At 64.4% G+C, this 25,466-nt stretch carries 14 protein-coding genes; 5 read left to right on the forward strand and 9 right to left on the reverse strand.

What is annotated here, in order from left to right; genetic code table 11:
• Positions 1-232 precede the first annotated feature (232 nt).
• Entirely contained in the window at positions 233-1,585 is a 1,353-nt protein-coding gene (locus ACZ2HM_RS02900) for a transposase (RefSeq protein WP_470426158.1), read from the forward strand.
• A 107-nt stretch (positions 1,586-1,692) separates the two neighbouring features.
• Complete coding sequence (locus ACZ2HM_RS02905; protein WP_470426158.1) at positions 1,693-3,045, forward strand: transposase; 1,353 nt, start codon at positions 1,693-1,695, stop codon at positions 3,043-3,045.
• Between the two features lie 54 nt (positions 3,046-3,099).
• Here ACZ2HM_RS02905 and ACZ2HM_RS02910 read toward each other — a convergent pair whose 3' ends face one another.
• The 8 genes from ACZ2HM_RS02910 to ACZ2HM_RS02945 form a co-directional block, all read right to left on the reverse strand.
• Positions 3,100-3,627, reverse strand: a complete 528-nt coding sequence (locus tag ACZ2HM_RS02910; RefSeq protein WP_470426184.1) for a type 1 glutamine amidotransferase domain-containing protein — start codon at positions 3,625-3,627, stop codon at positions 3,100-3,102.
• 31 nt (positions 3,628-3,658) lie between these two features.
• Positions 3,659-4,798 carry a glutathione-independent formaldehyde dehydrogenase gene (locus tag ACZ2HM_RS02915; RefSeq protein WP_470426185.1) on the reverse strand — a complete coding sequence of 380 codons (1,140 nt, stop codon included), beginning with the start codon at positions 4,796-4,798 and terminating at the stop codon, positions 3,659-3,661.
• A gap of 453 nt (positions 4,799-5,251) precedes the next feature.
• The gene (locus ACZ2HM_RS02920) at positions 5,252-5,545 is read right to left on the reverse strand and encodes a putative quinol monooxygenase (RefSeq protein ID WP_160659407.1); all 294 of its coding nucleotides are present in this window, start codon (positions 5,543-5,545) and stop codon (positions 5,252-5,254) included.
• 110 nt (positions 5,546-5,655) lie between these two features.
• Positions 5,656-6,396 (reverse strand): SDR family oxidoreductase, encoded by a 741-nt coding sequence (locus ACZ2HM_RS02925; protein ID WP_095687338.1) that lies wholly within the window; start codon positions 6,394-6,396, stop codon positions 5,656-5,658.
• 76 nt (positions 6,397-6,472) lie between these two features.
• Positions 6,473-7,624, reverse strand: coding sequence for an L-dopachrome tautomerase-related protein (locus ACZ2HM_RS02930; RefSeq protein ID WP_413020925.1), 1,152 nt, complete (start codon positions 7,622-7,624; stop codon positions 6,473-6,475).
• Positions 7,621-8,727, reverse strand: coding sequence for an NADH:flavin oxidoreductase/NADH oxidase (locus ACZ2HM_RS02935; RefSeq protein WP_470426186.1), 1,107 nt, complete (start codon positions 8,725-8,727; stop codon positions 7,621-7,623). The genes ACZ2HM_RS02930 and ACZ2HM_RS02935 overlap by 4 nt, the downstream gene beginning before the upstream one ends.
• Positions 8,727-9,182: a VOC family protein gene (locus ACZ2HM_RS02940; RefSeq protein WP_022673533.1), complete on the reverse strand. Its 456-nt coding sequence runs from the start codon at positions 9,180-9,182 to the stop codon at positions 8,727-8,729. The genes ACZ2HM_RS02935 and ACZ2HM_RS02940 overlap by 1 nt, the downstream gene beginning before the upstream one ends.
• Before the next feature lie 2 nt (positions 9,183-9,184).
• Entirely contained in the window at positions 9,185-9,880 is a 696-nt protein-coding gene (locus ACZ2HM_RS02945; RefSeq protein ID WP_470426187.1) for a type 1 glutamine amidotransferase domain-containing protein, read from the reverse strand.
• Positions 9,881-10,090: 210 nt separating this feature from the next.
• Between ACZ2HM_RS02945 and ACZ2HM_RS02950 the strand changes: the two genes are divergently transcribed.
• Together ACZ2HM_RS02950 and ACZ2HM_RS02955 are read left to right on the forward strand one after the other, a co-directional pair.
• Positions 10,091-10,969 (forward strand): LysR family transcriptional regulator, encoded by an 879-nt coding sequence (locus ACZ2HM_RS02950; RefSeq protein ID WP_086493978.1) that lies wholly within the window; start codon positions 10,091-10,093, stop codon positions 10,967-10,969.
• Between the two features lie 528 nt (positions 10,970-11,497).
• Positions 11,498-13,042, forward strand: a complete 1,545-nt coding sequence (locus ACZ2HM_RS02955; protein ID WP_470426188.1) for a Fic family protein — start codon at positions 11,498-11,500, stop codon at positions 13,040-13,042.
• A 364-nt stretch (positions 13,043-13,406) separates the two neighbouring features.
• On the opposite strand, the gene ACZ2HM_RS02960 is transcribed toward ACZ2HM_RS02955, so the two are convergent.
• A complete protein-coding gene (locus tag ACZ2HM_RS02960) occupies positions 13,407-15,221 on the reverse strand; it encodes a diguanylate cyclase (protein WP_470426189.1) in 1,815 nt (604 codons plus the stop codon).
• Positions 15,222-15,635: 414 nt separating this feature from the next.
• Between ACZ2HM_RS02960 and ACZ2HM_RS02965 the strand changes: the two genes are divergently transcribed.
• Positions 15,636-25,337, forward strand: a complete 9,702-nt coding sequence (locus ACZ2HM_RS02965) for a hypothetical protein (RefSeq protein WP_470426190.1) — start codon at positions 15,636-15,638, stop codon at positions 25,335-25,337.
• The last annotated feature ends 129 nt before the right edge of the window (positions 25,338-25,466 follow it).

Here is a 25,466-nt window from a genome sequence, read left to right on the forward strand (position 1 = left end):
TTATGCCATCGCCAACCTAGGGTCAGGACCCATTGATCAGATCGAGCCGGTTATATCAATGGGTCCTGACCCTAGGGTTTGAGTGCCCGTCAGGTGCGCCGTGTTCGTGTGAGACGCGGCGTGGCGGACGGCCAATCGCTGGCCATCCGCCACGCCCCGTCTTAACAGCCCGTTGACGAAGTCGGGGTGATCTGATTCAGCCTTGTCAGGGCGAGGCGAGCGGACGGTAGCGATGGCGATGAGGCGTGATGGTGATGTGCAGCCGGATCTGATCGTGTCGTGGTCCGATATACCGCGCTCTCCCGGGCACGCCTTTTACGACAAGCTTCAGAAGCTGCTGGTGGATGCTGGGTTCGACCACTTTGTGGAAGAGGCCTGCCAAGCATACTACGCGCCCCGGATGGGGGCGCCATCGGTGCCGCCCGGCCGCTACTTTCGGATGCTGCTGATCGGCTATTTCGAAGGCATTCACTCCGAGCGCGGGATTGTGTGGCGGTGTTCGGACTCGCTGTCGCTGCGCGAGTTTCTGCGGCTGACGACGCGGGAGAAAGTCCCCGACCATAGCTGGATGTCGAAGATCCGCAGCCGGCTGCCGCACGAGGTTCACGACCAGATATTTGCCTGGGTTCTGGGGCTTGTGGCAAATCATGAGCTGGTGAAGGCAGAACGGATCGGCGTGGATGGCTCGACGATGGAAGCCAATGCGGCGCTGCGCACGATCGTAAAGCGCGACACCGGCGAGACGTACCGCGAAATGCTGACGCGGATGGCCAAGGAAAGCGGCATTGAAACGCCCTCGGCCGACGACTTGGTGCGCCTCGATCGCAAGCGCACGGGCAAGAAGCTGTCGAACGCGGATTGGGAGAGCCCGACTGATCCCGACGCCAAGGTCACCCGGATGAAGAACGGTTCCACCCGGCTTGGCTACAAGCCCGAGCATGCGGTCGACCTCGACACGGGCGTAATCGTCGCAGCGCCAATCCATCCTGCGGACAAGGGCGATACGAACACCCTCGACCCGACGCTGAAGGCGGCTGCGCGCAACCTGGCAGCCATCGGCCTGGAGCCAACACAGGAAAACCCCTGTGACCTGGTGACCGACAAGGGCTACCATTCTCGCGAGGGGCTCAAGGCGCTTGCAGGCGGTGAGTGGAAGACCCGCCTATCCGAGCCCTTGCCGGCAAAAGGCGTCTTGCGCTGGCGCGGCGACGATGCTGCCCAGAAGGCGGTCTACGCCAACCGAGCCCGTCTCAAATCCGGGGTCGGGCGCAAGGCCATGCGAAAACGCGGCGAGATGGTGGAACGCAGCTTTGCGCACGTTCTGGATCGGGGCGGCATGCGCCGCGCGTGGCTGCGCGGGCGTGAAAACCTTCACAAGAGGTATCTGATCCATGTCGCTGGTTTCAATCTGAGCATCGTCATGCGCGCATTGTTCGGATACGGGACGCCGAGGGAGGCCGTCAGCGGCTCCCAGGCGTATTTCTTGATCGCTCAGACCGAAAATGCGCTGATCTTCGCCTTCGTCGGCCAAGTCGCAGCCGAAACCGGCGTCCTGCTTATCACCATGTCTGCGGAGCCGCACTGAGCGCCGTCCCGAAAAACCGACTTCGGCAGCGGGCTGTTAACAGCCCGTTGACGAAGTCGGGGTGATCTGATTCAGCCTTGTCAGGGCGAGGCGAGCGGACGGTAGCGATGGCGATGAGGCGTGATGGTGATGTGCAGCCGGATCTGATCGTGTCGTGGTCCGATATACCGCGCTCTCCCGGGCACGCCTTTTACGACAAGCTTCAGAAGCTGCTGGTGGATGCTGGGTTCGACCACTTTGTGGAAGAGGCCTGCCAAGCATACTACGCGCCCCGGATGGGGGCGCCATCGGTGCCGCCCGGCCGCTACTTTCGGATGCTGCTGATCGGCTATTTCGAAGGCATTCACTCCGAGCGCGGGATTGTGTGGCGGTGTTCGGACTCGCTGTCGCTGCGCGAGTTTCTGCGGCTGACGACGCGGGAGAAAGTCCCCGACCATAGCTGGATGTCGAAGATCCGCAGCCGGCTGCCGCACGAGGTTCACGACCAGATATTTGCCTGGGTTCTGGGGCTTGTGGCAAATCATGAGCTGGTGAAGGCAGAACGGATCGGCGTGGATGGCTCGACGATGGAAGCCAATGCGGCGCTGCGCACGATCGTAAAGCGCGACACCGGCGAGACGTACCGCGAAATGCTGACGCGGATGGCCAAGGAAAGCGGCATTGAAACGCCCTCGGCCGACGACTTGGTGCGCCTCGATCGCAAGCGCACGGGCAAGAAGCTGTCGAACGCGGATTGGGAGAGCCCGACTGATCCCGACGCCAAGGTCACCCGGATGAAGAACGGTTCCACCCGGCTTGGCTACAAGCCCGAGCATGCGGTCGACCTCGACACGGGCGTAATCGTCGCAGCGCCAATCCATCCTGCGGACAAGGGCGATACGAACACCCTCGACCCGACGCTGAAGGCGGCTGCGCGCAACCTGGCAGCCATCGGCCTGGAGCCAACACAGGAAAACCCCTGTGACCTGGTGACCGACAAGGGCTACCATTCTCGCGAGGGGCTCAAGGCGCTTGCAGGCGGTGAGTGGAAGACCCGCCTATCCGAGCCCTTGCCGGCAAAAGGCGTCTTGCGCTGGCGCGGCGACGATGCTGCCCAGAAGGCGGTCTACGCCAACCGAGCCCGTCTCAAATCCGGGGTCGGGCGCAAGGCCATGCGAAAACGCGGCGAGATGGTGGAACGCAGCTTTGCGCACGTTCTGGATCGGGGCGGCATGCGCCGCGCGTGGCTGCGCGGGCGTGAAAACCTTCACAAGAGGTATCTGATCCATGTCGCTGGTTTCAATCTGAGCATCGTCATGCGCGCATTGTTCGGATACGGGACGCCGAGGGAGGCCGTCAGCGGCTCCCAGGCGTATTTCTTGATCGCTCAGACCGAAAATGCGCTGATCTTCGCCTTCGTCGGCCAAGTCGCAGCCGAAACCGGCGTCCTGCTTATCACCATGTCTGCGGAGCCGCACTGAGCGCCGTCCCGAAAAACCGACTTCGGCAGCGGGCTGTTAATTCCCTGCTGCGATTTACTCGACGAGTTTGGCACAGAAGGCGGGCAAATCATTGGGATCGCGGCTGGTAACAAGGCCGTTGTCGACCACGACTTCCTCATTGGTCCATGCACCGCCGGCGTTCTCGATATCGACCTTCAGCGTCGGGTAGGACGTCAAGGTGCGGCCCTCAAGCACGCCCGCCTCGATCAATGTCCAAGGTGCATGGCATATAGCCGCAACAGGTTTTTTCTGATCGAAGAAAGCCCGGATGAAAGCAATTGCCTCGACGCTGCCGCGCAGCTTGTCGGCACCGACAGTCCCTCCGGGCACAACAAGTCCGTCAAAATCGTCGGCTTTCACCTCGGAAAACGTCTTGTCGATAGTATAGCTGGCGCCCTCGTCAAGATCGCCATTGACTGTGCGAGCCTTGCCCGGTTCAAAACTGACCACGGTCACTTTGCCACCAGCGTCCTCGACAGCTTGCGTGGGCTTCGAGAATTCTGGTTCTTCCGTCCCACGGGGTGCGATCAGAATGGCAACCGATTTGCCTTCCAAAGTCATAATTTATTTCCTATTCCGTCGAAGACTAAGGTCAGGTGCCCGGCTTGAGCACGACCTTCGTCCAGCCAGCGTCGCGATCGTCAAAATGCTTGTAGGCGTCTGGTGCCTGATCAAGCGGCAGTCGGTGCGAGATGATTTGGGCAGGATTGGCCCGGCCTTGCTCGATAAGCTTCATCAGTCGCCGGTTGTAGTGCTTTACATTGCACTGGCCGGTGCCGATCTTCTGGCCCTTGAACCAGAAGTTGCCGAAGTCGAACGCCATCTTGCCTTCCTTCTGGAGATCGTCGGGCGCGTTCGGGTCTTCCGGAATGAACACGCCGACGACGCCGATTCCGCCGGTGGCCTTCGTGCTTTTGACGAGGCAGTTCATCGTGTAATTGCTGCGCTCCTTGCCGTGGCGATCGCAACACTGATACCCGACCGCCTCGACCCCGCGGTCGGTCCCGAGGCCGCCGGTCGCGTCAAGGATCTGCTGGGCGGGATCGCCCTTGCGCATGTCGATCGGAATAGCGCCCATCGCCTCGGCCAGTTTCAGGCGGTCATCGTGAGAATCGACCACGAAGATCTGAGAGGCACCGCGGATCTCGGCTGAGTGCGCGGCCATCAAACCGACCGGACCGGCGCCGTAGATCGCGATGCTTTCGCCAGGCAGGAAACCCGACAGTTCAACGCCATGCCAACCGGTGGGGAAGATGTCGGAGAGCATGACATAGTCATCCTCCTTCTCCTCAGCGTCCTCAGGCAGCTTCAGACAATTGAAGTCCGCGTAAGGAACGCGCATCAACTCGGCCTGACCACCTTGCCACGGACCCATCTCGGCAAAGCCATACGCTGCGCCGGCGGTTCCAGGGTTGGTCGTGAGGCAGAAACCCGTCAAACCGCGTTCGCAATTTTCGCAGAAACCGCAACCGACATTGAACGGCATGCACACGCGATCGCCCTTCTTGATACGATCTACGGCAGCGCCGACTTCGATGACCTCGCCAAGGTTTTCGTGACCGAAGACCCTGCCCTTCTCGAAGCTGGTACGGCCCTCATACATGTGAAGGTCCGACCCGCAGATATTGGTGGTGGTCAGCCGGATGATAACATCGGTCTGCTTTTCGATCTTGGGATCATCGATGGTATTGACAGAAACATCTTTGGGCCCGTTGTACACGACAGCTTTCACGGATCTTTTCCTTTCGCAGCTCTTCTCAACGCGTCATCAAATCGACAGCTTGGTGATCCGGTCCATCGCAACGGCGGACGATATCGCACCCTTCCAAGTGATCTCAGTTTCCTGAACCTTCTCCTACCTGAGGGGGTCCTTCCCGCAGGGACATCCTGGGATCGATTCACGGCGGTTTTCTGAATGACTGGGCCAGAACGGCCGAATAACGCGCCAAATTGATGTGCTCAAGAACCTCCCGCGAACCAATGGTGCCGTTACTTCGCGACCCATCGATGGCTTTATCAGTAATTTCAAAGCTGTGATAAGCGCAAAAGACAAGGTCATCCACTATCGCGGATGACCTTTCGTATTCATTTATTCATTTCCCGATTCGGCCGGGCCATCCATTCCGGATGGAAACGCGAGCCTTACCCTGCAGTCAAACGGCAGTTTAGGGTGCCGACCGCTCCGCTATTTCGCGGCGAGCAGGGTGAACTTGTGAATCTGCGGCGGTTCAGAAAACAGTTCTTCTGCCTTCTCCATCAGTGCGGCGGCAACCTTGCCGTCAAGATGGGCCTGCCGATCCTCCTCCGTGTCGAACGTATCGAAGATCGCGTACGCACCGGGGCCTTCCTCGATCGCATACCAGGTCAGAGTGCCCGGCTCAGCTTGAACGAGCGGCAATGCCGAGGTCAGAAAATCGGCGACATCGCGCTCTTTTCCGGGCTTGGCCTTCAGTGGTACATACAGGGCAAGTTTGGGCATTGATGACTCCTCAAATGAAACGGGCAGATATCATTCCGCAAAGTAACGGACGAACGGGCCGGTCGTTCCCCTAGAGGCGGAGCACATGCGGCCCCGCCTCCTCGTCGAAATCAGAACTGCTGTGCGGTCGGCCGGATGACGATCGCGTTGACGTCGACGTCATCAGGTTGTTCGACAGCGAACGCGATAGCACGAGCCACGGATGCCGCCGGGATGGCCTGCTTGTAGAAGTCGAGCACCGTCTCGGCAGCAGTGCCCGACGTCGTGAACTTCAAATCGCTTTCGACAGCTCCAGGCTCGATTGACGTGACCCGAACCTTTTCACCCACCTCGTGGCGCAAGCCCTCGCTGATCGCGCTGACCGCGAACTTGGTGCCGGAGTAAACCGTGCCGCCCGGTGCGAAGACCTTGATGCCCGCAACCGAGCTCAAGTTGATGATGTGACCGCTGCCCTGCTCGAGGAAGCCGGGAAGGGCCGCCGCGATGCCGTAGAGCGTACCCTTCAGATTGACGTCGATCATCTGGTCCCACTCGTCGGTGTTGACCTCGGCCATCGGACGGATCGGCATCAGCCCGGCGTTGTTGATCAGCACGTCGAGGCGGCCGAAGTCGGCAATGATTGCGGCGACGACGGACTGGACCGCCGACTTGTCGGTCACGTCCAGCGCGTAGCTACGTGCGGTGCCGCCCGTTGCGGCAATGTCCGCGACGACCTCGTCGAGCCTGTCCTTGCGCCGCGCGGCGATGGCCACCTTGGCGCCGCGTTCCGCGAGAAGACGAGCGGTTTCCGCGCCGATGCCGGTGCTGCCGCCGGTAATGAGAACGACCTTGCCTTCGATACCCTTGGTCATGACTGTATTCCTTCAAGTTAGTTGTTGATTTTTCGCCGGATCGCGGCCCCGCGCGAGCCCGCCCGGCCTGATGGGGTCACCGCGAGCGCAACAGGACGGGAGCGGCGCCCACCTTGATGCGGAGCAACTCGTAGGGCTTGCGGCGCAAGTCCCGCCCGCCGTGGAAGCCTGGCTGGCGGTGAAGCTGGTTGGCAGTGAAGTAGAGATAGCCGTCGGTGCCGATCGACAGCGTGTCGGGCCAGCTGATGCGCGGGTCGCTGACCACCGTCGTCCAGCGGCCTTGGTCGAGCACGCGGATCGCGTTGTTCTCGTAATCGCCGGCGAACACGCGGCCCCGGTCGTCTTCGGCAATCCCGTCCGAGGCGCCTTTGCGCCCCAGGCTGCGGACCGCGCGGCTCAACTCCTCCTCGGACACCGCGGGATCGCGCAGCATCGCCGTGGGCACCGCGTGCAGCGTGCGGCCCGACAGTGGACCGTAATACAGCAGGCTGCCGTCGGCGCTGAGCGCAATCGCGTCGCTTGCGATCGTGACCGGCGTCGCGGGGCCGTCAGCCGGGCGGTTCATGAGCACCGCGCCGTCGACAACCGGGGTGAAGCCGGGCTCGGGGTTGGTCGTCGCATGGTTCGACAGGCGCCGGATCGCACGCCCGCTGGCGATATCGACGACGATGATGCCGCCGATCCCCTCGTTGCTGCTGTCGGTGATGTAGGCGACGCCCTCGGCGCCCTGACGCAGATCGAAGCGCACGTCGTTGAGGTAGGTCGTGGGCAGCACCACGCTAGGCGGCAGGACGATCGTCTTCACCACCCGGTCGGTCGCAAGGTCGATTGCCACCAGCTTTGCACCGCCGGCCTGTGGTTGAGAGAAATTGGGCGCAGCCGTGTCGAGCACCCAGAGGCGATTGGCGCCGTCTGCCACCACGCTCTGCACCGAGATGAAATGCCCCGCCGGGTCGGCCGGATCGGGCCGGTTGGTCGTGGCGTCGGGATAAGGCACCGCCTTGCCGTCGACCAACTCGGCCACGGTGAACGGCGCGTTGTCGCCCCATTGCGGGAAGTTGACGAAGATGCGCCCGTTGGGGGCGACGGTCACGCCCGTCGGCATCGCGCCATCGAAGGTAGCGATCTGTTCGATCTGGGGCGCGGATGCACCCTCGCGGGTCGTCGCGCAGGCGGCGAGCGAGAGGGCAGCGCTAGCGGCCAGAAGCAGTTTGACGGAGATTTTCATGACGTCATCTCCTTGAGAATGCGGCCCGCTTCGTGGGGCTCGGACCGGAGATATTGCGGGGGCGCCTTTACCGATGCGCCAAGCGCGGCGGCGGCGTGCCAGGGCCAACGCGGATCCCACAGCGCAGCGCGGGCAATCGCTATGGCGTCGGCATGCCCGTCTTCGAGGATGCGCTCTGCCTGCTGCGGATCGGTGATCATTCCGACCGCCACGACAGGCATGGCGACCGCGTCCTTGACCGTTCGCGCCAGCGACACCTGATAGCCGGGGCCGACCGGGATCTGCTGGCGCGGGTCGAGCCCGCCGCTGGAAACGTGGATCGCCGCGCAACCGCGCCGCTCCAGTTCCTGCGCAAACCTTGCGGTTTCTTCCGCTGTCCAGCCGCCTTCAACCCAGTCGGTCCCGGAAACGCGAACGGTCGCCGGGCGGTCGGCCGGAAACGCTTCGCGCACGGCATCGAACACTTCGAGCGGGAACCGCATCCGGTTGTCGAGGCTGCCGCCGTATTCGTCGCCGCGCCGGTTGGAGATCGGCGAAAGAAACTCGTGGAGCAGATAGCCATGCGCGACGTGGATCTGGATGGCTTCGATGCCGAGCCTGCCGGCGCGCCGGGCGGCATCCGCGAACGCCTGCCGGATGCGGGCAAGCCCTGACTTGTCCAGTTCGACAGGGGGATGGTCGTCCGGAGCGAAGGGAATGGCGCTGGGTGCCACGGTCTGCCAGCCATTCTCCGCATCGGGGGCGATCTGCGTGTCGCCTTGCCACGGCTTGGCGCAGCTCGCCTTGCGGCCGGCATGGGCCAGCTGGATGATCAGCGGCATGTCCGACCAACGGCGCACGCTTTCGAGCACGCTTCGCATCGCCGCTTCGGTACGGTCATCGTACAGGCCGACGTCACCGTAGGTGATGCGCCCTTCCGGGCTGACCGCGGTCGCCTCTATCGTCAGCGCGCCCGCGCCCGAGAGCGCCAACTGGCCGAGATGCATCTGGTGCCAGTCGGTCATCGCGCCGTCGACTGCCGAATACTGGCACATCGGCGCGATGACGATGCGGTTGGCGAGCCGCAGCCCGCCAACCTCAATGGGTTCGAACAATTTCGCCATCACCATTCGCCCGTGTTGGGCATGGAGGCCCAGGGTTCGGCCGGAGCCTTGTGTTCGCCCTTCTGCAGCAGTTCGATCGAGATCCCGTCCGGCGAGCGGACGAACGCCATGTATCCGTCACGCGGGGGGCGATTGATCGTCACGCCGCCCGCCTGCAGCCGCGCGCACGTTTCGTAGATGTCGTCGACCCCGTAGGCGAGGTGGCCGAAGTTGCGGCCCCCGGTATAAGTCTCGGCAGGGCTGCCGTCCTCGGGCGGCCAGTTGTACGTCAGCTCGACCTCGGCATCGCCCTGCTCGCCGTCGCCGCGGAAATCCTCGTCGGCGGCAAGGTAGATCAGCGTGTAACGCCCGGCTTGGTTCTCCATGCGCCGGGTCTCCTTGAGACCCAGCAGCGTGAAGAAACGGATCGCCGCCTCGGGATCGGCGACGCGCAGCATGGTGTGGAGATAGCGCATGATCAGGCGACCTTGTCCTTGAGGGCTTCCATTACGAGCTCCGCGGTGCGGGTAGCGCTGGCGGGGTTCTGGCCGGTCACCAGATTGCCGTCGCGCAGGGCGAAGGGGGCAAAATCGGGGCCGCCCTCGTGCTTGCCCCCAAGTTCCTTGAGGCGCGTTTCGAGCAGGAACGGCACCGCCTGATCGAGGCCGACCGCGCGTTCCTCGCTGTCGGTGAAGCCCGCGACACGGCGGCCAGCCACGAGGGGCGTGCCATCGGCCTTCTTCGCCGAGACCAGCCCTGCCGGTCCATGGCAGACGGCGGCGACGATCTTGCCTTCGCGGTCGAAGCGTTCGACCAGGCGGGCCAGTTCGTCGCTGCCGGGGTAATCGAACATGGTGCCGTGGCCGCCGGGCAGGAACAGCGCGTCGTAGCTGGCGGGATCGATGCTTGTGAATACAGGGGTGCTGGCAACCTCGGCCTTCAGGGCCTCGTCCTTCAGATAGCGTTCGACCGAAGCGTCGTTCTCGCCGTCGGCGTTGACGCTGCGCTGGTCGACGGGGATGGCGCCGCCCTTGATCGAGGCCAGCGTCACCTCGGCGCCCGCATCGCGGAAGGCATAATACGGGGTGGTAAGTTCCTCGAGCCAGACACCCGTCGGTTCGGTGCCGGGGGTCATGCGGTCGGCGGAGGTGGTCACCATAAGTATGCGGCTCATCGTCAATTGTCCTTTTCCATTAATGCTGGGAGCACGAGCGAACACACCCGATGCAGCCGAAACTGCCGCAATTGTGGCGGTGAGTGTCTGCAGCAGTTGGCGGCGATTTTGCATTCGATCATTCTTTTCGGCGACCTAAATACGCATGGAACGGCATCATGAAATCCAAAGGGAATGGCGGGCCGCCATAAATCTGCTTATGGAACCGGAATGTCCCTCCTGCAGTTGCGCACTTTCGTCGAAGTCTACCGCCGTCGTTCATTGAGCGAAGCGGCACGGGCGATCGGCATCACCCAGCCTGCGGCCTCGCAACACATCGCCTCGCTCGAGGCGCAACTGGGCCATCCCTTGTTCGATCGACATTCGCGGGGTGTTCGACCAACGGCGATTGCCGACGATCTAGCGGCTTCGGTCGGAAGCAGCCTCGACACAGCGGAATCGGCGCTGGCCAGCGCGCGGGCCCGATCGTCCCGCCTTTCCGGCACGGTCCACATCGCCGCGCCGTCCGACCTGCTGGGCGAAATGATCACGCCCCGGCTGGCCCCGCTGCTGGATGCGGGGCTAGACCTGCGCCTGCATATCGGCGGGCGCGAGGCGCTCTACGCCCTGCTGCTCGAGGACAAGGTGCACCTGGCCGTCACCGCCTCGCAACCCGAAGAACCGCGGCTGGCCTTCCATGCGCTGGGCGAAGAAGAGCTGCGCGCCGTCGCCTCGCCCGCCATGGCGAGGCGGATTGCCGAATTGCCGCTTGCCGACGGGCTCAACCGGACGGCCCACCTCGCCTACGACCTCGACCGGCCGCTGCTGCGAACCTGGCTCCATGCAAACCAGATCGAGCTGACGAGCCAGCCCGCGTTGACCGCGCCCGATTTGAGAGTATTGCGATCGGGATTGTGCGCGGGTCTCGGCTGGACGGTGATGCCCGGCTATCTCACCCGCAGCGAACGCGCTGCCTGCACGCTGATCGAGATACCCGCCCCGGTCACGGTGCCGCGCAACGCTTACTACCTCGTCTGGGCACGCTCATCGCTGCGACACCCGCGCGTGGCGATGGCTCGGGACGCCCTGATTGCTGCACTCCGAACATAATTATGGCCACGCCTGTTGGGCCGTGAGCGCAATGTCGGGTCTGAACCAGTTGAGCGCTGGCGGAACGAATGGCGGCTTTCGGGCTCGTCGGCGACAAGGCCGAACGACCGAATTTGGGGCGCGTACCTGCTCGACCGCTGTATGGCCCTCTGATGACCGGTTCTGGCGTGACCCGACACTCCGAGGCTTCTCCGGAACGACTTGAAGTGGTCGTAGGCCGCCAGGCGGAGTCTAGCGACCGTGCAGGAGCAAGTCAGTTTGCTCGCCCCCGCCAGCCTGGAGGCCTCAGCGTTTCTCCGTAAGGCGACGGATCCACCTTCTGTGAGATTAAAGCGATCCGACGCCGAAGGCTCCTTGATGGCCCAGTTTGAAGCGGTCCGCTCTGGCAGGGCATCAATTAGGTCGAAGGAGCATATGTTTGGAGATCGATATTCACATATAGTCGTCGATAGTGATTGAAATTCACAGCCAGTGATCCATATTCGCAGTTGGTCTAGACCGCAGTGAGCGGTTTTTACGGGATCGTTTATGGGTGAGTGGCCTTCGCAAGCAGTGATGGATTTTCGCGGACGGCGCTTGCCTGAGTCCGCGATCCCGCAGGGCTATGCTGCGCTCATAGCGAGATATGATCTGTCGCTGCCCCTGCCGCCGCACCTTGCTGCCATCGCCGAGCGCCATCATCCCGCCTCAACCGACGACTGGACGCTCCTGACGCCGAGACATTTTGCCGAAGCGACTCTCGCGGGTCAGTTGGTATTTGCCCTCAAATGGGAGGGTGTCGACCTTAGCGTCCTTGCACGCCTCTTTGCGACCATTGGCGCGCAGACCATAAGTGACTTCATTCTCGCGACGCCAACGGGCGCGTTCGCCCGTCGTATCTGGTTCCTCTACGAATGGATCACCGGCGAGGCGCTTGATCTTCCCGACCCCGGCAAGGTCAAGGCCGTTCCGATCATCGACGACAAGCTACAGTTTGCGTTGGCGAAAGGCCGGGTGTCATCGCGCCACAAGGTCATCGACAACCTCCCTGGAACGCCTGCCTTCTGTCCGATGGTCCGGCGTACCAATGCCCTCGAAACCGTCGCAGCCAAGCAGCTCGACCAACTCGCCCGCGCGGAGATTGGCAGGGTCCGTGGCGACGTCATCGCCCGGGCTGCCGCCTTTCTCCTTCTCAATGATTCCAAATCATCCTTCGCCATCGAGGGCGAACGCCCCTCCGGAACACGCGCGGCGCGCTGGGGGCAGGCAATCGCGCAGGCAGGGACGCACCCGCTCACGATCGCCGAGTTCGAACGCCTTCAGCGCGTCGTCATCGGCGAGGATACCCGCTTTGTTCGGCTCGGCCTGCGAACCGAGGGCGGCTTCGTCGGCGTCCATGATCGCGAGACAGGGGAACCGCTGCCCGATCACATCAGCGCCCGCCATGAAGACATCGAAAGCCTGCTGACGGGTCTTGTCGCTTATGCCGAACGGACCTTGGATGGTGGCCTTGATGCCGTCGTTACCGCGGCCGCCATGGCCTTTGGCTTCGTCTATATCCACCCCTTCGTGGACGGGAACGGCCGCATCCATCGCTGGCTGATCCACCACGCACTGGCCTCGGCTCACTACAATCCGACAGGGCTCGTGTTTCCCATCAGCGCCGCGATCCTGCGTCAGCTCGACGGCTATCGCTCCGTTCTCGAGACTTATTCGCGTCCCCTCCTTCCTGAGATCGAATGGCAGCGAACCAAGGAAGGCAATGTCGAGGTACTCAACCAGACGATCGACTTCTACCGCTATTTCGATGCCACCGCGCATACCGAGTTTCTCTATGCGTGCGTGGAACAGACCATCGTGGAAGACCTTCCGCGCGAGGTCCGCTTCCTAGAAGCATTCGACCAGTTCAGCGATGCTGTGCAGGAGATCGTCGATATGCCTGCGGCCCGTATCGAGCTGCTGCAGAAGTTTCTTGAGCAAAATGCCGGCCGCTTCTCCCAGCGGGCGCGGACCCGAGAGTTCGGTGCCCTGACCGACGAGGAATCCAGCCAGATCGAGCAATTCTACGCAGAAGCCTTCGGAGAGGTCGAATGACGTTTTCCCTCCTCGACCAACGCCGCTTGGCGATTGAAATCCTCGCCACGCTCGTGAACATCAAACGCACAGCCGCAGACCAGCTCTTGCGGCGTGCGAATGTTCCGGAACCCCTGATCGGTCGCTTTCTGAGTGCCCGCGACCCGGCAACCGGCACAAAGCTGTCGAAACGCGTGGTGGGCGCGATGGTGCTCGACGCACATGCTACCGAAGGTCGCGAAGCCACGGTCATCGACGCGCTCAGCAGCATTGCCGCCAATTGGGGTGCCTACCATCTCGCTGCCGACCAATATCAGGCCGCGACGGTTCAGAAAGCGCGCGAGGTCAGACCTGAGCTTGCTGAGCAGCGCGAACAGGAAGACGATCAGGCCGCACTGTGTCCTGAACGGCGTGTGTGGGCGACGACGATGCGTTCACGCCCGGCTTCCTTTGCGCGAAGCAGGGCGGCATCTGCCGTTTTGACGAGCGTGTCGAACGGGCAATGGAGCGGCGCGCAGGCCATGCCAATCGAGACGGTGATCGGTCCCAGTTCGCGTCCGTCATGCTGCAGCCGCAACGCATTGACGCGGGCGCGGATGTCTTCAGCGCGTTGGCTGGCTTGCTCGACGTCGAGTTCCGGCATCAGCAGCAAGAACTCCTCGCCGCCAAAGCGGAAGGCAAGCCCGTGCTCGCGCGTCAAGGTCAGCAGGATCTTGCCAAGAGCGCGGAGCACGGCGTCGCCCGCGTCGTGGCCGAACTGATCGTTGAACCGCTTGAAATGGTCGACATCAAGCATCAGGCAGCTGATCGGTCGTCCGAGCCGATCAGCCTCTGCCAGTTGAACTTCGAGTACCATGTCGAGCTGGCGGCGGTTGGCGAGACCCGTCAGCGGATCGGCCATCGCCATCTCGCGAAGCGCATCGCGCAAGCGCAGGTTTCCAAGAGCCAGGCCGATATTTTCCGCAAGCACCCTCAGATAGGTTTCGCCGACCTCTCTCGCGGGTTCAGGAAGGTCCGTCCGGGGCTCCAGATAGAGCAGGCCGAGCGTGACGCGCTGGGCGATTAGCGGCAGGCAGAGCGAAGCCACGCGAGTGTCGCCTTGAGGATCGACATGGTCGCAGGGGATATCGATCAATTGTCCGCATGGCCGATGCAGATCGCTTCGCTGCAAAGCCCAGCAAGCCATCGGCGAAAACTCGGCTCGTGAATGAGTCGGTGCCAGCCACGCGCATCGTTCGACCATGACGTTGCGTGATTCGTCGAGGCGATAGAGACGGCCGGCGTGCCCAGGCGCGATCTCGGGCACGAACCCCGAGACGACCCGTTCGAGATCGTACAAAGTATCGCAGCCCTGCATCCGCTGGGTCATCCGCGACAGCAAGGCACGCATGGTTTGATCCCCGGCGCGCTCGGCCTCGAGCCGTTGGCGTTCGAGCCCGTTTTCGCGAAATATGCGGATGGCCTGGGCCATGTCGCCGATCTCGTCGATCTGGTCGTAATCCGGGGCTTCGACGGCATAGTCCTGCCTGGCGAGCCGGCTGACGACGTCGCTCAGCCGCACCACCGGATGCAACACCCGCCGCTTGAAGATGAAGTAGAGCACGCACAGCGACAGGAAGCCGGTAAGCCCCAGCACGATCTCCGAACTTGTCTTCCAGATCTGAGCTATCGTCGTTGCGGCCGCGACCTCGGCATCGGTACGCTGGTCGAGGCGATACTGGAAGCGCTCGATATTGCCAGCGACGCGGTCGAGGCCCCTTGAATATTCGGCACCGAACAGGATTTCACGGGCAAGGTCATCTTCGCCACGCTGGCGGGCAGCGATCGCGTCAACCTGCTCGTCCTGAAGGCTATCGGCCAAACGTATCGCTTCGGTGAGCGCCGTCAACTCGTCCGCCGAGGCGCCATTGTCCTTCAGGTGACGAACGCGGTTCTCAACCGACCGCAGGGCTTCGACCTCGCGACGGTAGGCGGCAAGGTGGGCCTCTTGGCCAGTGATGACGAAATCCCGCGCCTGGTCACTCGATGCGGATACTTCGGCAGCAATCTTCGAGGTGGCTTGATCAAGCTGATAGCGCTGCGCGACCGCCGCACGCTCCTTCTCCTGCGCGCCGGACGCCAGCAGCATCGTCGTTGCCGAGGCGAGCGTCAGCAGGACGGTCGCGCCGTAGGCCCAGTTCGTGATCGTCGCTAATCGCATAGTGCGCGTGATAGGAACAAGTCTGCTATAATTCGTTAACCTAGCGGGGCGTGAGCAAGCACAAGTCCCGTAACTCGCCATTTCCGACGCGAGGCGAGGGGCATGCCATTCACGCTTCGTGGCTTGCGAACCGCCACGGGTTCGCTGAGGAGGTGGGCGAGATGACATTTCGACAGCCCCTGCCGTCTGGCGCGGCTGCCTTCTGCGCCATTTTGGATATCTTGAACTTGCAGCTGCCATCGGTCAGGTGAAGCGGCTTCTTAATATTTTGTCCCTAGGCTTGAGATAGTTGCACGACGGCCTGTCGTTTAACGCGCGCTGATATGGCCCCGGTCATGCTTGTTTCGCGAAAGCTTAGGGCCAGTTCGCGCGCGTAACATATATCGCTCCTTTGGTTTTAGATGGAAGCCAGTCATGCCATTCGAAACGCCCGCGTTCCAAACCCCTGCAACGACAAGGCTGCAACGGCGCATGGTGCAGCATTTGCTGGGTGCCGCGAGCCTGGGTGCCATAGCTTTCGTCGCGACCGCCACTGAGGCGCGAGCGCAGGTGGTCGTCAATTACGGCAACCCCGCCTATCTCGAAGGGCAGCACGGTGCCGATGGCGCTGCGGGCAAGGACAACCGGCAGAACAACAGCTGTGGCACAGGCCCCGGCGGCGATGGTGCCACCGGTCCGATCGCCAATCACGGCGGTAACCCGCTGACCTATGCACCGGCGAGCCCGACCGCAACCCGCAACGGATCAATCGCGATTGTCGGCAGTCGCGGCGGCGCGGGCGGGCACGGCGGCAACGACATCTACGATGACGGTTGCGTTTATGACGGCGGCAATGGCGGTAAAGGCGGCAATGGCGGCACTGTGAACCTGACCATCAATCCGGGCGCGAACCAGCCGGCCGGTGGTTATACGGCGAGCAATACGGGTATTCTGGTATATAATTATGGCGGCAATGGCGGGACGGGCGGCAATACTCGGCGCAAGACATTTTCCGGGGGTGACGGCGGCCTGGGCGGCAATGCGGGCTTCATTTCGCTCGTCAACAATGTCAGCCTCAATATCGTAGGCGGGCCGACGGCGTTCGGCATCGTCGCGCAAAGTGGCGGCGGCCTAGGCGGCGAAGGCGGCTATGCCGATAACGGCAACAAGAATTCATCCGGCGGCAACGGTCTGCCCGGTGGTTCGGGCGGTGATATCTATATCACGAACAATGGGGCCATCCGAACCAATGGCGGCATGGGCATCGTCGCGCAGAGCATCGGCGGCTTTGGCGGCAATGCGGGCACCAGCGTCAGTGGTTATGGCGGCGGCGGGGGCTATGGCGGCCATGCGGGCGTCGTCGGTATCGCCAACTATGGCGCGATCACCATCGGCAGCGCATCGGTTCGTGATTGCGAAAGTTCGGGCCTTAGTGGTTGCAATCCGGTCAGCATCGCGGCGATCGCCGGCCAGTCGGTCGGCGGCGGCGGCGGCGATGCGGGCGGCGACGCCGGACGACATGCGCTGGGTGCCGATGGCGGGAAGGCGGGCAATGGCAACATCGTCAACATCACTAATACGGGCACGGTCAGCATCTTCGGTTCGTCGTCTGTCGGCGTATTCGCGCAATCGGTCGGCGGCGGCGGAGGCAAGGCAGGTTTTGCCACGGCTAGCGGGCGCCGGTCAGTGGCGGTTGGCGGCAGCGGCGGCGATGGCGGCGTGGGCGGCGGCGTCTTCCTGTTTAACAGCGGAGACATTTGCACCGGCAATGCGTGCCTTGCAGGCCTGAGCACGACGCCGAACAATGACGACAGCGCTGGCGGGGCGTTCGGCCTGTTCGCCCAGTCGATTGGCGGCGGTGGCGGCAGCGGTGGCTATGCCAAGGCGAAGTCGAAGACGATCTTTGGCGGGTCGGCACATGCCACGGGCGGCAGCGGCGGCGGCGGCGGCAATGGCGGCGAGATCGCGCTACTTAACGGCGGCTCGATCCACACCGTAGAGATCAGTTCGGCGGCTATCTTCACCCAGTCGGTGGGCGGCGGCGGCGGCAATGCCGGCGGCGCGATGGCGATGGCGACGTCATTCCTAGGCGAGGCAACCTCGGTTGCGCACGGCGGAACGGGCGGCGGAGGCGGCAATGGCAACATCATCACCGTCAACTGCAACACCTTCAGCACGAACTCGTACCGGCCTGCAATCTGCGGCAACAGCGGACGCGGCAGCCTGACCACGCCGGCGACCGGCAAGATCCTGTCGACGGCGGGCCTGTCGTCGCAGGGTATTCTCGCCCAGTCGGTCGGCGGGGGCGGTGGCAGCGGCGGTTATGCCGTAGCGCTGTCGGCGGGCTTTTTCGGCGCGTTTTCCGTGGCGCTGGGCGGATCCGGCGGCAACGGCGGCACTGGCGCTGAGGTGTTTGCCAGCACTGGCGGCGCCTCCATCGCGACCCGCGGGTTGAGCTCGCAGGGCATATTGGCGCAGTCGATCGGCGGCGGCGGCGGTAGCGGCGGAACGGCGATCGATGCTGCGCTGGCAGGAACCGTAGCCATCGGCATCGGCATTGGCGGCACGGGCGGATTGGGCGGATCGGCAGCGGCGGTCACGGTGGAAAATCAGGGTGGGCTGATAACGACACAGGGCGATTTTTCCCAAGGCCTGATGGCGCAGTCGATCGGCGGCGGCGGCGGTGCGGGCGGATCGGCAATCAGCGGCGCGGCAGGTATCGGCGGGTTGGCCGTAACGCTGTCGGTCGGTGGCAAGGGGGGTACCGGCGGCGTCGGCGGCGGGGCATTGGTCTATAACCTGACCGATGCTGGCGCGGCTTCTATCACCACCAGCGGCTATGGCTCGAACGCGATCCTGGCGCAGTCGATCGGCGGCGGCGGCGGCAATGGCGGCTATGCGACGGCAACCTCAGTCTCGATGGGCGTCGGCAGTTCCAACAGCATCGGCGGCGGCGGTGGTGGTGGTGGCCTGTCCAGCGCAGTCAGCGTGGTGAATGGCGGCGCGCTGGCGACGACGGGCGGTGGCGCTGCGGCATTGCAGGCGCAGTCCATCGGCGGTGGCGGCGGCAGCGGCGGCTTTGCGGTGGCGGGCAGCTATGGCGGCACGCTTGCGGCCAGCATCGGGCTTGGCGGTTCGGGCGGCATCGGTGGCGGAGCCGGCACCGTCGATGTCTGGAGTTCGGGGGACATCACCACGAAGGCCGCGACGACCGGTAATGCCGGCGGCATACTGGCGCAATCGATCGGCGGATCGGGCGGCAGCGGCGGCTTCGCCATTGCGGGCGGCTACAGCCCCGTCGTTGCGGGGTCGCTCTCGCTCGGCGGCAATGGGGGCTTTGGTGGGCGTGCGAGCGCCGTCACCGTCGCCCAATCCGGCAGCACGACGATCACCGGCGACATGTCCTCGGCCATCGTGGCGCAAAGCCTGGGCGGGCATGGCGGCAATGGCGGCTTTGCGATCGCCGGCGGCTTTAGCGGCACGCTGGGCCTGAGCGCCGCGATCGGCGGCGATGGCGGCGTTGGCGGCTTTGCAGGCAATGTCATGCTGTCGCTGGCAGAGCGCAGCCGCGCGGTCGTCACCACGGGCAATCAGTCCAACGGCGCGGTCGCCCAGTCTATCGGCGGCAATGGTGGCAATGGCGGCTGGGCGTTCTCCGGCGCGATCGGCGCATTGAGTGCGGTGTCGGTCTCGCTCGGCGGGTCGGGTGGCGCAGGCGGGCGTGCCGGGAACGTCAAGCTGATCTCGGACCAGTCGGTTACCACCAATGGATCGCTCTCGGTTGGCCTGTTGGCGCAATCGATCGGCGGCAATGGCGGCAGCGGCGGGTTCAGCGCTGCGCTCGCCGGGGCGGCCGTTGTCGCGCCCGCGATCTCGGTCGGTGGAGCAGGCGGCAACGGCAGCATCGCCGGGTCGGTCAGCCTGATCAGCAATGGCAAGATCGTCACCAAGGGGGATCTTTCGACCGGCATTCTCGCGCAATCGATCGGCGGCAGCGGCGGCAATGGCGGATCGGCGCTCTCGGGCGCGATCGCCACGGGCTTTCCGCGTGTCCCGCTGTCGGTCGGCGCAGCCGGAGCGACCGGCGGCAGCGGCGGCACGGGTCAGGCGGCAAAGGCGGTTGCCGTCCAAAGCACCGGCGACATCGTCACATCGGGTCTGTCCTCGATCGGGATTATCGCGCAATCGATCGGCGGCGGCGGCGGCAATGGCGGCAACGCCGCGGCCTTCAGCGTCACTGCGGGCGGCGGCAACAGCAAGAACACATCGGTTTCGGCCTCGGTCGCGATCGGCGGCGCGGGCGCGGCAGGCGGCGATGCTGCCAGTGTCACGGTCAACCAGTTCGGCAACATCGTGACGGGCGCGCCGGTCACGCCGGGCAGCATCAGCAGCGGCGACCAGTCGATCGGCATCCTGGCGCAATCGATCGGCGGCAGCGGCGGCAATGGCGGATCGGCCTATGCCAATTCGATTGCGGGCACCGGATCTGTTTCAGTGTCGGTGGGCGGCGGCGGCGGCGTGGGCGGCAATGGCGGCACGGTCGCGGTCAATTTCAACCCGTATGAATATATCGCGTCGTGGAGCGACCTGGTCCGCAATATCGGCGACAATCCGACTTATGGATTCGAGCATTTCCTCACCAGCAGCATCCGTGAGGGAAGAAACGCAAACGGCTTCAACGTCCGCCAATATCTGGCGAACTATTCCGACGTGAGCGCGAAGTTCGGCGATGACCTCACCGCTGCCGCGAGGGATTATGTGACATCTGGCTATGCGGCAGGCCGCACCGACAAGCCGCTGGCCGGCGTGGCCTCGATTGCGATGCCCAATTCGGGCTCGATCACCACTTATGGCAACGCAGCGTCCGCGATTTATGCGCAGTCGGTCGGCGGCGGCGGCGGCAATGGCGGCTGGTCCGATGCGAGCGCGTCGAGCAACAAATATGCTGTAGCGGTCGCGATCGGCGGCTATGGCGGCGGTGGCGGCCACGGCAGCGATGTGATCGTGACGCAGACCGGCGGCACACTCACAACGCACGGCGCCCAATCGAATGGCATCTTCGCGCAATCGGTGGGCGGCGGCGGCGGCAATGGCGGCGCGGCCAGCGCATCGGCGACGGGCGAAGCAGGCGGCGCGCTCAATGGCGGTGCGGCTTCGTACAGCGGCAGCGGCTTTGCCCAGCAGACCAACAGCGGTGCATCCGTCTCGACCGCAGCGCAGCTTGCGACCTCCGGCCCGCCCGCTTCGGACGAGAAGGCCGATAACGGCGCTGGCGCATCGCTCAGTATCGGCGGCAGTGGTGGGACGGGTGGCCAGGGTGGCCGGGTGCTCGTCAACAATGCGGCCCGCATCGCGACCAGTGGCGACCTGTCCAATGGCGTGTTCGCGCAGTCGGTCGGCGGCGGCGGCGGCAATGGCGGATCAAGCACAGCCAATGCGTCCGGCGGCAACTATTCCGGCGCGATCAGCCTGGGCGGCGCAGGCGGCGTCGGCGGCAATAGCGGCGACGTGTCCGTGGTCAGCACCCACGCGATCAGCACTGGCGGCAATGTTTCGTCCGGTATCTTCGCCCAGTCGGTGGGCGGCGGTGGCGGCAATGGCGGCTCGACATCGACTTCGGCAACCTCTGGCGGCGCTGCAGCGCTCAGCTTCGCGCTGGGCGGTTCGGGCGGTGGCGGTGGCACCACCGGGGCCGTGCTGGTCAAGAATAGCGGCGCGATCACCACGCTGGCGAGCAATTCGGCGGGCATCTTCGCCCAGTCGGTCGGCGGCGGCGGCGGCAATGGCGGCGCGGCCTATAGCTCGGCCGAAGCGGCTCCCGCCAGCAGCGGGTCGTCCAGCTCGACCCAGGCGAGCGTTCGCACGGGCGGGACGGCCTATACCTCCGCCAATAACGCCACATCCTCGTCCGCTGGCCACAATAGCAGCGGCGGCCAGGGCGGCGCGGGCGGCGACGGCGGCTATGCGGTTGGCATGAGCCTGGGCGGCGCTGGCGGTTCTGGAAGCGCGGGCAACGCGGTGTCCGTGGCGAACAGCGGTTCGATCACCACCGGCAGCGCGTCCACGGCATTCCTCGCGTCGGGATCGGCGGCGATCTTCGCCCAGTCGGTCGGCGGCGGTGGCGGCAATGGCGGGTCGAGCAGCACCAATGCCAATGCGGGGAAGGCTAGCGTCTCGATGTCGATGGGCGGCAACGGCGCGGGCGCGGGCGCAGGCGGCGCGGTGCAGGTGACGCAAAGTGGCGGCCTGCTCACCACCTATGCGGCGGGCAGCAGCGCGATCTTCGCGCAATCCGTCGGCGGTGGCGGCGGCAATGGTGGCTCGACCAGCTCGACAACCGGTTCGGGCGGTTCCGCGTCGGTGGCGATCGGCCTGTCCGGTACGGGTGCCGGCGGCGGCGCGGGCGGCGCTGTGCTGGTCTGCGGCACGACCAGCGGTGGCCACTGCGCCACGGCGACCAGTGGACAGGGCATCGTTACCTTCGGCACTGGCTCCTACGGCATCTTCGCACAGTCAGTCGGTGGCGGTGGCGGCAACGGCGGCGCGTTCAGTGCGGCGGCAACCGCCGGATCGGGCAGCGGCGGCGGCAGCGCTTCAAGCAACACGACCTATGCTGGCAATGCCGACGCGAACACGGCCAGCGGCATGGCAGTGGCAATGGGCCTTGGCGGCAATGGCGGCGCGGGCGGCGGCGGTTCCGCCGTCGAAGTGGCCAATCAGCTCGCGATCACCACCGCAGGCGATCAAGCGACGGCGATTCAGGCGCAATCGGTTGGCGGCGGCGGCGGCAATGGTGGATCGGCGACCAGCAACGCCAATGGCGGTTCCTATGCGATTGCAGCGGTACTCGGTGGATCGGGCGGTGTCGGAGGTTTGGGTGGCGCGGTATCGCTCACCAATGCGGGCGCGATCAAGACATCGGGTGCGCTGGCTTACGGGATGTTCGCGCAATCGGTGGGTGGCGGCGGCGGTTCGGCCTCGACCTCCAGCGCGACCAGCGCGGGCGGCGGTACGGCCAATGTCGGTCTGACGCTCGGCGGTTCGGCGGGCAGCGGCCAGCATGGCAGCGCAGTCACGCTGACCAGCTATGGTCAGGTCGCCACCAGCGGCGCAGGCGCGTTCAGCCTTATCGCGCAGTCGATCGGCGGCGGCGGCGGCATCGGCGGCGCCAGCAGGCTCAGCGGATCGACCGGCGGGATCACCGCATCGTTGAACCTGGGCGCGACAGGCAATATCAGCGGCGATGGTGGCGCGGTTGCGGCGAGCTATTCGGCTAGCCTCTCCACCACCGGCGCCAATGCCGTCGCACTGCTGGCGCAGTCGGTCGGCGGCGGTGGCGGTGTCGCCAGCTTCACCGATCAATCCACGGGCACCAACAGCGGGAGCGCCAACGGGCGGCTCGGCCAGCTAAACGGCTCCGGCGCCGCAGGCAATGTAGCGGTAACCGGCACGTCCAACATCACAACGAGCGGCGCGCAGGCAGTGGGCATCCTTGCCCAAAGCGTATCAGGTGGCGGCGGTCTGGCAAGCTTGTCCGCGTCGCCGGCGAGCAGCTTTTCCGGGACCATGACCCTTGGCTCCGCCGGCACCTCCGCCGGGACGAGCGGCACCGTGAATGTTTCGGCTACCAGCGGCGCCATCGCTACACGCGGCAATTTCGCCCATGCTATTGTCGCGCAATCGATTGCGGGCGGCGGCGGCATGAGCCAGGTGATTGCCAGCAATGCCGTGCTCGGCGGCAAGCCCGGCGGCACTGCAACGGATGTCGCCATATCCTCAAATGCTACTATCACCACCAGCGGTGTGGGCGCGATCGGCATCGTTGCACAGAGCATCGGCGGCGGCGGCGGTCTCGCCATCTCGTCGGGAAGCGCAAGTCTTGGCGGGTCGATGGCTTCGCCATTCGTCACCACATACGTTCCGGCTTCCGTTTCGCGGACTGGGTCGGGGTATGTCTACACGCCCGCAACATTCGTCACCACCGGGACTGGCTCCAATGCCAACAGCGCCAACGTTACCATCGCCAGCAATGCAGCGATCTCCACCACTGGCGTCAACGCGATCGGCATCCTTGCCCAAAGCGTGGGCGGTGGCGGCGGCGCGGTCCTCTCCAGCGGCAATGCCGTATCGGCGACCCCCATCGCCGGCACGTCTGCCAATTCCGGCAACGTCACCGTCAATGTGAATGCCTCGATCTCCACCACGGGCGCGGGTGCTTACGGCGTCGTGGCCCAATCGGTCGCAGGCGGTGGCGGATTGGTGATGAACGGTAACTCTGCGCGTCTGATCAGCGCAGGCGCAGGCGGCGTATCCGGTGTCGTCACGGTGAACCTGCGCAGCGGTGTGTCGATCAAGGCCACGGGTGCCGGGGCGAGCGCCATCTATGCCTTCTCCTCGACTGACCCCATCCTCAATATCGAAGAAGGGGCAAGCGTCTTGGGCGGCGCAGGCGGCCATGCAGCGCTGCTAGATTCGCCCATCAACCTCATCAACAACAGCGGCACCATGTCCACCATGGACGGCGATGCGGGAATGGCCATCAAGAGCCTGTCCGGCGACACCACCATCGCCAACTACGGCACCATGCTGGGGAGCATCGCGCTGAAGGACGGTGGGACGAACCTTCTCCACAATCTGGCGGGAGGCACGATCCAGTCGGGGTCATCGATTGATCTGGGTAGTGTCGGCCACTTCCGCAATGACGGCGTCCTTGGCAATGCATCAGGCGTCGGCAGCGTCCTTATCAACGGTGCGTTCACGCAATCTGCGACCGGATCGATCCAGATCGGGGTCGATCATCATAGCGGGCGTTCCGATACTTTCCATATCCTTGGCGCTGCGCAACTGGACGGCACGCTGGCGATCAAGACGCTCAACGCCGGGTCGGTCCGGCCGGGCAGCTTCAAGCTCGGCGGGGTCGTTTCGGCCGTCGGCGGGCTGGCTGCGCAGGGCATGACGCTCAGCACCGCCAGGAGCGCGATCCTCAGCTATGCGCTCACGAACGAGAGCGGCGTGCTGAGCCTTGTATCGACCGCGAATTTTGCCCCCGAAGGCCTTAGTGATGCCGGGGTTGAGATCGGCAATGCGTTCGGCGCGATTCAGGATCGGGGCGGATCGGCACTGTCACGCCTGTTGACGGCACGACTGGTCGGACTCGATAGCACCCACAAGCTGGAAAGCGCCTATAAGACGCTCGGTGCTGGCGGGGTGACGATCGTGCCCAGGCAAGTCCTGTCCGCAGCACAGCGATCTGTCCAGTCGGTTACCGATCGCCTTGATGGTTGGCGTGTCGAACCCATGCAACCCGGCGCAAACCGGTTCTGGCTGACGCCCACCGCATCTGCGGGGAGCGGGGCAGGACTGTCCAGCCAGCTACGCGGCGTAACCGTCGGCATCGATGGTGAAACGGGAGCAGACCCCATCCTGCTCGGCGCCGCGTTCACCTATATGGATGCGTCCTCGAGCCTGGTGGCGCCCCATTCGAACGCGCAGGGCGACCATTATTCGCTGAGCCTATACGGCATCGGCCATATCGGTTCGGCTTATGTGTCGGCACTGGCCCAGGTCGGCACCGGCACCACCCGTTTTACCCGCCGACTGGATGCGCTGGGTGTCAGCGTGGCAGGTTCGCTCAAGCTGAACACCAAAACCGTCGGCGCGCGGTTCGAAACCGGCTATGCGTTCGACCTTGGCGGACCGGCAGCGCATATCGTGCCGTTCGTTTCTATCGAGCCGATGCGATTGTATCAGGGTTCCGCGACGGAGAACCTGTCCAACGCCCGTGAAAGCGCGATCACTTTCCACAAAAAGACGATCACCGCCCTGCCGATGTCGCTTGGCGTGCGGGTCGATGGCCGGTGGAGCACTTCTGGCGGCGGCAGCTTCTCGCCACTGTTGCAACTGGCCTGGATTCACGACTTCCAGACCGATCGCAGCGTGGCACGCAGCTTTGCGGAGCTTCCGTCGATTCAGATCAGCCGGACGACTCTGCCGGCCGACGCCAACGCCGCATTGGTTCGGTTCGGCGGGCAGTGGAGTGCAGCGCGGTCATGGTCGGTGAGCGCATCCGGCGATGCCCGGCTATCGCGCAACTACAGCACTATCGGGGGAACCATCAGCCTGCGCTATGCCTGGTAAGGCTCGGCGCGAACGGCCAGACTGCAATAGGGCGGCCCGGTCTGGTCGCTGCGGTCGGTAACGCGGGTCATGGCAATTGCATGCCAACCGTAAGCCGCGGCGCGAGACGGTATCTGCTGTTCCACATGT

It is taken from the genome of Sphingobium sp. KKT206, assembly GCF_055640555.1.